11 protein-coding genes are annotated in these 10208 nt (G+C 67.4%); 4 read left to right on the top strand and 7 right to left on the bottom strand.

Features of this window, described 5'->3' with window-relative positions; genetic code table 11:
- The 7 genes from ttcA to VGD93_RS01315 form a co-directional block, all read right to left on the bottom strand.
- A partial coding sequence (ttcA, locus tag VGD93_RS01345; RefSeq protein ID WP_395008427.1) for a tRNA 2-thiocytidine(32) synthetase TtcA occupies window positions 1-668 on the bottom strand: 668 nt, incomplete at its 3' end.
- Window positions 669-769: 101 nt separating this feature from the next.
- Window positions 770-1843 (bottom strand): putative transporter, encoded by a 1074-nt coding sequence (locus tag VGD93_RS01340; RefSeq protein WP_395008425.1) that lies wholly within the window; start codon window positions 1841-1843, stop codon window positions 770-772.
- 153 nt (window positions 1844-1996) lie between these two features.
- Entirely contained in the window at window positions 1997-2614 is a 618-nt protein-coding gene (gene rpsD, locus VGD93_RS01335; RefSeq protein ID WP_395008423.1) for a 30S ribosomal protein S4, read from the bottom strand.
- 195 nt (window positions 2615-2809) lie between these two features.
- A complete protein-coding gene (locus tag VGD93_RS01330) occupies window positions 2810-3229 on the bottom strand; it encodes a c-type cytochrome (protein WP_395008421.1) in 420 nt (139 codons plus the stop codon).
- Window positions 3230-3320: 91 nt separating this feature from the next.
- Complete coding sequence (locus VGD93_RS01325; RefSeq protein ID WP_395008419.1) at window positions 3321-4124, bottom strand: RNA methyltransferase; 804 nt, start codon at window positions 4122-4124, stop codon at window positions 3321-3323.
- Window positions 4125-4189: 65 nt separating this feature from the next.
- Complete coding sequence (locus VGD93_RS01320; protein ID WP_395008417.1) at window positions 4190-4783, bottom strand: GNAT family N-acetyltransferase; 594 nt, start codon at window positions 4781-4783, stop codon at window positions 4190-4192.
- 123 nt (window positions 4784-4906) lie between these two features.
- Window positions 4907-5488, bottom strand: coding sequence for a GNAT family N-acetyltransferase (locus VGD93_RS01315; RefSeq protein WP_395008415.1), 582 nt, complete (start codon window positions 5486-5488; stop codon window positions 4907-4909).
- 205 nt (window positions 5489-5693) lie between these two features.
- Here VGD93_RS01315 and VGD93_RS01310 point away from each other — a divergent pair, with 205 nt between their 5' ends.
- The 4 genes from VGD93_RS01310 to VGD93_RS01295 all read left to right on the top strand — a co-directional run bounded on the left by VGD93_RS01310 (window position 5694) and on the right by VGD93_RS01295 (window position 10126).
- Window positions 5694-6911: an NADP-dependent isocitrate dehydrogenase gene (locus tag VGD93_RS01310; RefSeq protein WP_395008413.1), complete on the top strand. Its 1218-nt coding sequence runs from the start codon at window positions 5694-5696 to the stop codon at window positions 6909-6911.
- A 69-nt stretch (window positions 6912-6980) separates the two neighbouring features.
- Window positions 6981-7955 carry a glycerophosphodiester phosphodiesterase family protein gene (locus VGD93_RS01305; RefSeq protein ID WP_395008411.1) on the top strand — a complete coding sequence of 325 codons (975 nt, stop codon included), beginning with the start codon at window positions 6981-6983 and terminating at the stop codon, window positions 7953-7955.
- 95 nt (window positions 7956-8050) lie between these two features.
- Entirely contained in the window at window positions 8051-9043 is a 993-nt protein-coding gene (locus tag VGD93_RS01300; RefSeq protein ID WP_395008409.1) for a DMT family transporter, read from the top strand.
- Window positions 9044-9133: 90 nt separating this feature from the next.
- On the top strand, window positions 9134-10126 hold the full coding sequence (locus tag VGD93_RS01295; protein WP_395008407.1) for a DUF808 domain-containing protein: 993 nt from the start codon (window positions 9134-9136) through the stop codon (window positions 10124-10126).
- The last annotated feature ends 82 nt before the right edge of the window (window positions 10127-10208 follow it).

Below are 10208 nucleotides of genomic sequence, written 5' to 3'. Positions count from 1 at the left end.
GGGAACGCCATCGCCTCGGCGAGCTTGGCCAGGTCGTCCTCGGCGCAGTAGATCAGCGGCCGCAGCACTTCGACGTCGCCCTCGTCGTTGAGCAGTCGCGGCGGCATGGCCGCCAGCTTGCCGCCGTGGAACAGGTTCATGAAGAAGGTCTCGAGGCTGTCCTCGCGATGGTGGCCGAGCACCAGCGCCGTGCACCCTTCCTCCCGCGCGATCCGGTACAGGTGCCCGCGCCTGAGCCGCGAGCACAGCGAGCAGTAGGTGGCGCCTGCCGGCAGCTTGTCGGTGACGATCGAATAGGTATCACGGTACTCGATGCGGTGTGGAATGCCGTGGCGGTCGAGAAACTCGGGCAGGATGTGCTTGGGAAAGCCTGGCTGGCCCTGGTCGAGATTGCAGGCGAGCAGGTCCACCGGCAGCAGCCCGCGCCATTTGAGGTCGAGCAAGAGCGCCAGCAGCCCGTAGCTGTCCTTGCCGCCCGAGATGGCGACCAGCCAGCGCTCGCCCGGCCGCACCATGGCGAACGTCTCGATCGCCTCGCGCATGTTTCGGATCAGCCGCTTCCTGAGCTTGTTGAACGCTACGGTGCGCGGCGCAGTGCGAAACAGCGGGTGTGCGCCAGCCGCCTCGCCATCATCGAGGGCAGGCTCCGGGCGTTCCAGGGTCGTCATTTCCATGTCAGGGCACCGCGCGCGATACAACGATCCGTCGGTACCACAGTTCCCCCGTTCCGTCCTAGGCCAGTCAGCGCCGCCCGAGGACCCGGGCGGCGCTACTGCGCCGCACCCGGCTCGGGCACGGCGGCATCGATGTCGCGGCCCGTATTGTACTTGTCGAGGTTGCCCTCGAACTCGTGCAGGCGCTTCCAGATCGAGCGCAGCTCGGTGAGCGTCGTCCAGTTGTTGAGGATCAGCGCGAACGAGTTGTCGACGCGGTTATAGGCGTCGCTCACCTGGTTGAGCAGGCCGAAGGTCACCGCGCCGGTGAACATGCCGGGCCCGACCATGAGCAGCGGCGTCAGCGACGTGATCTGGCCGTACAGGTTCGACCAGATGTCGAAATAGCCGTAATGCAGGAACAGCCGGTGGTAGTTGAACTTGATGCCGGAAAACAGCGACAGCAGCGTCTCCGGCTTGGCATGGGCGTGCTTGTCGTCCTCGCCCAGCACCAGTTCCTTGCGGAAGGCGGCCTCGACCTTCTGGTTGTTGTATTCGAGCCCGGGCAGGAACCAGCCGACGAACCACGAGATGGTCATGCCACCGATGGTGATGGCCAGCGAGGCCCAGACCAGCGAGCCGGGAATGTCGCGGATGATGGGCAGGTCGACCTGGCCGGACAGGCTCCACAGGATGGGCAGGAAGGCGATGAGCGTCATGATGGCGCGCACCACCGCCAGCCCCAGGCTCTCGATGATGCGGGCGAAGCGGTAGGTATCCTCCTGGATACGCTGCGAGGCCCCCTCGATCTCCTCCTCCACGGCGCGCCAGCGCGGGATGTAGTCGTTGGTGATCGCCTCGCGCCAGCGCAGCCCGTAGATGCGGGTGACGAAGTTGGTGAGCGTCGCCAGCAGCACATAGGGGATGGCGATCCACAGGAAGCTCGCCGGCATCGGCACGGTGATGAAGCCGAGGAACGTCTGGTCCTGCCAGATCGGCATGAAGATCAGGTTCCAGAACTCGGAAATGTCGCGGCCGGCCGGGTTCTGCAGCATGTCGTAGAAGCCGCCGTACCAGCGGTTCACCAGCACCGTCATCTGCACCTGCAGATAGATCGAAGCGATGAGGAATGCCCCGCCGCCGTAAGCCCACGCGGCCCATGTGCGGTTCGCGAAGAAGGACTTGATCATGGAGGCCTCCGGAAGGGTTTCACCGCCAACGGCGAAATTCGGCCAATCGGTCACAAAATTCAGGCAGGTGCAAGGCGCTGGCGCGGCCCCGCACAACACAAAAGGGCCGCCCGATGGGCGGCCCTCGATGATTTCGGAAATCCCGCTATTCGCTCAGCGCGAATAGAATTCGACGACCAGGTTCGGCTCCATCTGCACCGGGTACGGCACGTCGGAGAGGGCCGGCACGCGCACGAAGGTCGCGCTCATCTTGCCGTGGTCGACTTCGATATATTCGGGCACGTCGCGCTCGGCGAGCTGCACCGCCTCGAGCACGATGCCGAGCTGGCGGGACTTCTCGCGCAGCTCGACCTTGTCGCCCGGCTTGACCTGGTAGGACGGGATGGTGACGCGCTTGCCGTTCACCAGCACGTGGCCGTGGCTCACGAACTGCCGCGCCGTGAACGGAGTGGGCACGAACTTGGCGCGGTAGACGATCGCGGCCAGCCGGCTCTCGAGCAGGCCGATCAGGTTCTCGCCGGTGTCGCCGCGCGCGCGCGCCGCCTCGTTGTAGAGCTTCTTGAACGACTTCTCGGTGATCGTCCCGTAATAGCCCTTGAGCTTCTGCTTGGCCCTGAGCTGCAGGCCGTAGTCGGAGGTCTTGCCCTTGCGGCGCTGGCCGTGCTGGCCCGGGCCATAGGCGCGGGCGTTGAGCGGGCTCTTCGGCCGACCCCACAGGTTCTCGCCCAAGCGGCGGTCGATCTTGTATTTGCTTTCCTGGCGCTTCGTCATCGCGTGTCCCAAGTATAAGAGTTGACTGGACCGCGCCCTCCTCTGCCCGCCCCCTCGGGGCCGGCCGACAGACCTCGAACGTCAGAGATCCCGGGTGCGCTCGTGAGCCGGACGGCTCTCAAGTGCGCGCGTGATAGAGGCCAAATCCCGCGAAGTCAAGCGCCGCCGGGGGGAGGACGGCACCGCCGCCCTCGCCTATTCGACCTGGATCGACTCGATATAGTCGACGAGCGCGACGATGCGCGCGCGGATCAGCAGCTCCGCGCCGAACGGCTGCGCCGCCATCACGTCGGGCTGGCCGGCGAAGTAATTGCCCCAGATCGGCATCAGCCGCGTCCCGTGCGCGGGCAGCTCGGTGCGGCCGTCAATGGCGCGGAACACGTCGAGATAGGGAAAGACCTTGTCGCTGTTGTTCCGCTTCAGCACGGTCAGGTCAGCGGGCCTGACCGTCAGCATGGCGGCGAACTCGCCGTCCCCCTTGCCGTCGGCCCCGTGGCAGACCGCGCAGGACGCCCGGAAGGCCTCGGCGCCGAGCGGGTTCTCCTGCGCCAGCGCCGACCCGGACAGCATCAATCCAAGGACAGAGGCTGCCGCCAGCGGCTTGCCGAAGTTCATCGCGCCCTCCCTCGCTTCTTCACGAAGGATATCGCACCGCGCGTCGCAGTAGTGACTTGACGGAAATCAATATTGCCGGTGCCGCGCGCGCCTAGCCGGCTGGCTTGTGCGGCGGCGGCCGGTTGGCCTTGGGGCGCTCGTGCTTGCGATCCAGCGACGAGATGACCCCGCGCAGCGTGCGCACCTCCTGCGCCGACAGATTGCCGCGGCTGAGCATCGCTCGCAGATTGTTGACCACCGTCGGCCGCTTGTCGGGCGCCGTGAAGAACCCGGCCCGGTCCAGCGCCTCCTCGAGTTGCTCGAACAGGCCGATGAGCTCCTGCTTGGGGGCGAGGTCGGCGCGGGCGTCGCCGAACGGCAGGACGGCGCCGAGATCGGATTGCCGCCGCCACTCATAGGCGAGGACCAGCACGGCCTGGGCGATGTTGAGCGAGGCGAACGCCGCCTCCACCGGCAGCGTCACGATGGCGTCCGCCAGCGCCACCTCCTCGTTGTACAACCCCCAGCGCTCGCGCCCGAACAGCAGGCCGGCGCCACCGCCGCCGGCGATATGGGCGAGCAGCTGCCGCGAGGCCTGCTCCGGCCCGAGCACCGGCTTCTGCAGGTCGCGCCGGCGCGCCGTGGTGGCGAATACCAGCGACAGGTCGGCGATCGCCGCCTCGGTGGTCTCGAACACCCGTACCTTTTCGATGACGTGGTCGGCGCGCGACGCTGCCGCGACCGCCCGCTCGTTCGGCCAGCCGTCGCGGGGGTTGACCAGGCGCAAGTCCCACAGGCCGAAATTGGCCATGGCGCGCGCCGTGCTGCCGATGTTCTCGCCCAGTTGCGGTTCGCACAGGATGATGGCGGGTCCAGGCCGGTAGGCGATCTGCTGCGATTTGTCGGTGCCGGCCATGCGCGAGGATCCCGTTTGCGCCGCAGATACGGCGCAAGCGGCGCAAAGATCAAGACTTGGCCGGATCAGGCGACCAGATGCGAACTGATTTCCTTGACCTTGCTGCTCCGTCGCCACTCCCGGTCGAGGATGGCGAAGTGCAGTTCCTCGTCCCACTCGCCCTGGAACAGCGCGTGCTCGCGATAGTGCGCCTCGAGCCGCATGCCGAGCTTCTTCATCAGCCGGGCCGAGGGCACGTTCCTCGCGCCGCAGCGGGCGAAGATGCGGTGGAAGCTGAAATGGTCGAAGCCGATGTCGAAGGCACAGCTTACCGCCTCGGTGGCGTAGCCCTGCCGCCGGTAGGTCGGGTTGAAGACGAAGCGCACCTCCGCCTGGCCCGCGGTGGCATCGGTCCAGCGCAACGAGACCTGGCCGACCAGCAGCCGGTCGGACTTGCGCTCAACCGCCAGCGTCAGCGTGTCCCCCGGCCGGTTGAGCCGCCGCTGCGCGCACATCCCGGCCAGCGCCGCCTTGCACTCCACTCGGTCCCGCGCCTTCCATTCGAGGTAGCGCTGCACCTCGGGCAAGGCGTGGTAGGCCATGACGGCATCGAGGTCGGTGGGTTCGAAAAAGCGCAGGACGAGACGCTCGGTTTCGATCGGTAAGCCTGGTGCGCCCATGAACGTTGCATCCTCCGCCTGCCCTGCCTGTGTGTGTAGTGCGAGAACGTGACGCCGCGATGACCGGTTCCGCGCCGGCCATTGGAAAAACATGCCAAGGTTTCCGAGCGGGCGGGCGTTCCTTCAGCGATTCCGGCGGCTTGGCGCCTGTGCCCGCCACTCGCCCTCGAGCAGGGCGTAGATCAATTCTTCCTGCCACTCGCCCTTGACCAGCATGTGGTCGCGGAAATGCGCCTCGCGCCGCATGCCGAGCCGCTCCATGACGCGCGCCGAGGCGGCGTTGCGCACGTCGCAGCGTGCGTAGATGCGGTGCATCCAGGCGTCATCGAAACCCACTCCGAGCATTGCCCGAGCCGCCTCCGTGGCATAGCCGAGGCCCTGGTAGTCGGGGTGCAGGATATAGCCGAGTTCGGCCTGCCGCGCCTCGGCGCTGCGCAGGATGAGCGACACCTCCCCGATCATGGCCAGGTCCTTGCGCTGCTCCACGGCGAGGACGATGCGGTCGCCCTCGTTCGCGAAGCCGGTCTGGCCGACGCGCGCCTGCACCGCCTCGGCGCAGCTTTCGCGGCTCATCGGCAGATCGAACAGGAACCGCGCCACGTCCTCGCGCCGGCGATAGGCGTAGACCGCATCGACGTCGCCGCGGGTGAACGGGCGCAGGCGCAGCCGCTGGGTCTCGATCGGGTAGTCGGGTTCAAACGCCATGGCGGACTCCGCTGTCTGCGGGCTTAGGACGGCGACGCCGGCCAATCAAGCGGGCGGCCGGTCAGCGCCCGATTGCCGCAGCGCCTTCGCCCTGGCAGCGCAGCCGCTTTCCCGGCCCCCGTGCGTCCTGCGGCCACCTTTCCAGCGGCCGATTTCGTGCTATAGGCGGGCCAGCAAGAACACAGCGCGCGCAGGAGCATTCAGCATGGCCAAGATCAAAGTCGCCAACCCGGTCGTCGAACTCGACGGCGACGAGATGACCCGCATCATCTGGCAGGCGATCAAGGACAAGCTGATCCATCCCTTCCTCGACGTCGACCTGCGCTACTACGACCTGTCCATCGAGCATCGCGACGCCACCGACGACAAGGTCACCGTTGACGCTGCCCACGCCATCCAGGAGCACGGCGTCGGCGTCAAGTGCGCGACCATCACGCCCGACGAGGCCCGCGTCGAGGAGTTCAAGCTCAAGCAGATGTGGAAGTCGCCCAACGGCACGATCCGCAACATCCTGGGCGGCGTCATCTTCCGCGAGCCCATCATCTGCCGCAACGTACCGCGCCTCGTGCCCGGCTGGACGCAGCCCATCATCATCGGCCGCCACGCCTTCGGCGACCAGTACAAGGCCACGGACTTCCTCTACCCCGGCAAGGGCACGCTCACCATCAAGTTCGCCGGCGAGGACGGCACCGTCATCGAGCGCGAGGTGTTCAAGGCCCCCGGCGCGGGCGTCGCCATGGCCATGTACAACCTCGACGACTCCATCCGCGACTTCGCCCTCGCCTCCCTCAACTACGCGCTGAACCGCGGCGTGCCGTGCTACCTCTCCACCAAGAACACCATCCTCAAGGCCTATGACGGGCGCTTCAAGGACATCTTCCAGGAGGTCTACGACACCCAGTTCAAGGAGCGCTTCGAGGCCAAGAAGATCTGGTACGAGCACCGCCTGATCGACGACATGGTCGCCTCCTCCCTCAAGTGGAGCGGCGGCTATGTCTGGGCCTGCAAGAACTATGATGGCGACGTGCAGTCCGACACCGTGGCCCAGGGCTTCGGCTCGCTCGGGCTGATGACCTCGGTGCTGATGACGCCGGACGGCAAGGTCGTCGAGGCCGAGGCGGCGCATGGCACCGTCACCCGCCACTACCGCCAGCACCAGCAGGGCAAGGAGACCTCGACCAACTCCATCGCCTCGATCTTCGCCTGGACGCGCGGCCTCGCCCACCGCGCCAAGCTCGACGGCAACGACCAGCTGGCCAGGTTCGCCGCCACCCTCGAGAAGGTCTGCGTCGATACCGTCGAGAGCGGCAAGATGACCAAGGACCTGTCGCTGCTCGTCGGTCCCGACCAGCAGTGGCTGTCCACCATGGGCTTCCTCGACGCCGTCGCCGCCAACCTCGACAAGGCGATGAGCGCCGCCTGACGATTCCATCGCCGCCGCCCCCGGGCGGCGGCACCCGGGCCGCGGCGCCCGGAAACGCGGGGAAAGTCGATGCTGCGCAAGCTGTTGCTCGGATTGGCTGTCTTCGTTGCCGCCGTGTATGTGTGGAATGCCTCCTGGCGGGTCCCGGCGCCGGCGGGCGAGGTGCAGATCATCGCCCATCGCGGCGTCCACCAGACCTTTCCCCGCGACGGGCTGACCAACGACACCTGCACCGCCGAGCGCATCTACCCGCCCACGCACGGCCTTCTCGAGAACACCATCCCTTCGATGCAAGCCGCTTTCGCGGCCGGCGCCGACATCGTCGAATTCGACGTGCACCCGACCACGGACGGCCACTTCGCCGTGCTGCACGACTGGACGCTCGACTGCCGCACCGACGGCAGCGGGGAGACCCGGGCGCACGACCTCGACTATCTCAAGTCGCTCGATATCGGCTACGGCTACACAGCCGACGGCGGCGCCAGCCACCCGTTCCGCGGCAAGGGCGTCGGCCTGATGCCCGAGATCGGGGAAGTCTTCGACGCTCTCCCCGCCGGCCGCTTCCTCGTCAACTTCAAGAGCAACGAGGCGCGCGAGGGCGACATGCTCGCCGCGCTGCTCGCCGCCAACCCGCAGTGGCGGCCCGGGATCTGGGGCGCCTATGGCGGCGATGCGCCGACCTTCCGAGCGCAGGAGCTGATCGGCGGGCTGGCCGTGTGGTCGCGCCGGGGCCTCGTCGATTGCCTGCTGCAATATATGGGGCTGGGCTGGACCGGCCATGTGCCCGAGGCGTGCCGGAGCACCAGGGTCATGGTGCCGATCAACGTCGCGCCTTTCCTCTGGGGCTGGCCCAACCTGTTCCTCCAGCGCCTCCGCGACGCGGGCTCCGAGGTCATTCTGCTCGGCCCCTACGCGGCGGGCGACCCCGGTACCGCCGGGATCGACACGCTGGACGAACTGGCCGGCGTCCCGCAGAACTTCGTCGGCTACATCTGGACGAACAGGATCGAAATCATCGGCCCCGCCGCCGCCGCGCTGAAATAGTTGTCCGGCGGCGTCCCGCCCCATCGACCGGCCGGGAAAGCTTTCGTATAGCTCGCAAGACTACGCCCGATTCCTTCCGTCCCGGACCGTCGCAGATGCCCTCCGGCGTCGCCTTCTCGCTTGCCACCTACCTGCTCTTTTCGTGCTGCGATGCCATCATCAAGGGCTTCGGCAGCAGTCTGTCGGTGTTCGAGATCGCCTTCTGGACGGCGCTGTTCTCCTTCTTGCCGGTGATCTTCACCAAGCCCCGGCAGGAGCACTGGCACCTGTTCTGGCAGATGCGGCATCCGTGGCTGGTCAATCTGCGCGGCCTCACCGGGCTCGCCGGCAACCTCTGCATCATCTACGCCTTCGTCTCCATACCACTGGCCGAGGCCTATTCCATCGCCTTCCTCGCCCCGATCTTCGTGGTCTTCCTGTCCACCTCGATCCTCAAGGAAATTGTCACCTGGCAGCGCTACCTGTTTCTGGGCGCCAGCTTTTTCGGCGTGCTGCTGGTGGTGCAGCCCGGTTTCCGGGAAATGGAACTGGGACACCTCACGGCGCTCGGCGCCTCGCTGTTCGGCGCGGCCACGACCACCATCCTGCGCAAGGTGGCGCCGGTGGAAAAGCGCGTCAGCCTCATCGGCATTCCGCTGGGCTACATCGTCATCGCCAACGGCATCCTGATGCTGCCGCATTTCGACATGCCCACGGCCGAGGAGTTCGCCGCCCTGCTGGCGATCGGCCTGCTTGGCGGCACCGGCAACATCCTGTTCATCGCCGCCACGCGTCGGGCCCCGGCGAGCATCATCGCGCCCGCCCAGTACAGCCAGATCCTGTGGGCCATCATCTTCGGGGCCATGTTCTTCAACGAGTTCCCCGATCCGATCGCCTATGTCGGCCTCGTCATCGTCGTCGCCGGCGGCATCATGAACGTCATGTCCGACGAGACACGCATCCGCATCTTCTCGCGTCTCTCGGTGTTCGGCCCGGCTTCCGCCGCCGCCGAAATGAGCCCGCCTCTGGGCGAGGACGCTGTCGCCAATAGAGAAGGCGACCCGGCAGCGCCCTCGGGCGATGGCGACGCCGGTCGCCCCGTGGGGTAGCCAGTCGCTTCGTGCGGCACGGGCGGAACCCGGCGGGCGCCCGGGCAGTTCTGTGGCTACCCGCGGCCCCGTAATGGTGAGAACACAGCAGTGAGCGTAGGACTCCTCGCCCTTCTCGACGACGTCGCCGGGCTCGCCAAGCTCGCGGCCGCCTCGCTGGACGATGTCGCCGGCCAGGCTGCCAAGGCCGGCATGAAGGCTGCCGGCGCCGTCGTGGACGACGCCGCCGTCACCCCCCGCTACGTCCACGGCTTCGCCGCCGAACGTGAATTGCCGATGGTAGCCCGAATTGCCCTCGGTTCGATCCGCAACAAGCTGCTGTTCCTGCTTCCGGGCGCGCTGGCGCTCAGCCTGCTGGCGCCATGGGCGATCACGCCGCTGCTCATGCTTGGAGGTGCCTATCTCTGCTACGAGGGCGCCGAAAAGCTCTACGAAGCGCTGTTCCCCCACGCGGCCCATGCGCACGAGGCGGCGCTCGAGCCCGCCGCGAGCGACCCGAAACTACTTGAAGACCAGAAGGTGTCCGGCGCCATCAAGACCGACTTCATCCTCTCCGCCGAGATCATGACCATTGCTCTTGCCTCCCTGCCCGAAAGCAGCCTCGTCATGCAGGCGGCAGTGCTCGGCGTGGTGGCCCTCGGCATCACCGCCGCCGTCTATGGCGGCGTCGCCCTGATCGTGAAGGCGGACGATATCGGGCTCACTCTCGCCACCAACGGCGGACCGCACGCACTGGGGCAGGCCACGCGCAGCCTGGGCCGGGCGCTGGTCCAGGGCATGCCGGGATTCATGACGCTGCTTGGCGGGGCCGGCACGGCCGCCATGATCTGGGTTGGCGGCGGCATCATCGTGCACGGGCTCGAGGCGTTCGGATTCAGCCTGCCGGCCCATCTCATCCACGATGCCGCCATTGCCGTTGCCGGCGCGCTGCCCGCCGCTGCGGGCTTCGTCATATGGCTGGTCGAGTCGGCCGCCTACGGCATCGTCGGCCTCGCCGTCGGCGCGGCGCTGATCCCGCTTGTCGGCCGCGTGGCCTCGCCCGCGTGGCGGGCGGTCAGGCGCCTGCTGCCGGGCGCCGGGTGAGGCGCCCGCTCAGGCGTTGACCAGTTCCAGCTGCCGGCGGATCGCCGCCAGCGCCTCGGCGGCCTTGGAGCCGTCGGGGCCG

Origin of the sequence: Devosia sp. (assembly GCF_036406155.1) — a bacterium.
Lineage (GTDB): Bacteria > Pseudomonadota > Alphaproteobacteria > Rhizobiales > Devosiaceae > Devosia_A.
This window is presented reverse-complemented; position numbering and strand designations above follow the sequence as displayed.

Bases quoted from the DNA above. Each gene is read 5' to 3' on its own strand.
- VGD93_RS01325 (WP_395008419.1), bottom strand. From the start codon at position 4,124: ATGGCCGGCACCGACAAATCGCAGCAGATCGCCTACCGGCCTGGACCC.
- VGD93_RS01320 (WP_395008417.1), bottom strand. From the start codon at position 4,783: ATGGGCGCACCAGGCTTACCGATCGAAACCGAGCGTCTCGTCCTGCGC.
- VGD93_RS01340 (WP_395008425.1), bottom strand. From the start codon at position 1,843: ATGATCAAGTCCTTCTTCGCGAACCGCACATGGGCCGCGTGGGCTTAC.
- VGD93_RS01310 (WP_395008413.1), top strand. From the start codon at position 5,694: ATGGCCAAGATCAAAGTCGCCAACCCGGTCGTCGAACTCGACGGCGAC.
- VGD93_RS01300 (WP_395008409.1), top strand. From the start codon at position 8,051: ATGCCCTCCGGCGTCGCCTTCTCGCTTGCCACCTACCTGCTCTTTTCG.
- VGD93_RS01305 (WP_395008411.1), top strand. From the start codon at position 6,981: ATGCTGCGCAAGCTGTTGCTCGGATTGGCTGTCTTCGTTGCCGCCGTG.
- rpsD (WP_395008423.1), bottom strand. From the start codon at position 2,614: ATGACGAAGCGCCAGGAAAGCAAATACAAGATCGACCGCCGCTTGGGC.
- VGD93_RS01315 (WP_395008415.1), bottom strand. From the start codon at position 5,488: ATGGCGTTTGAACCCGACTACCCGATCGAGACCCAGCGGCTGCGCCTG.
- VGD93_RS01330 (WP_395008421.1), bottom strand. From the start codon at position 3,229: ATGAACTTCGGCAAGCCGCTGGCGGCAGCCTCTGTCCTTGGATTGATG.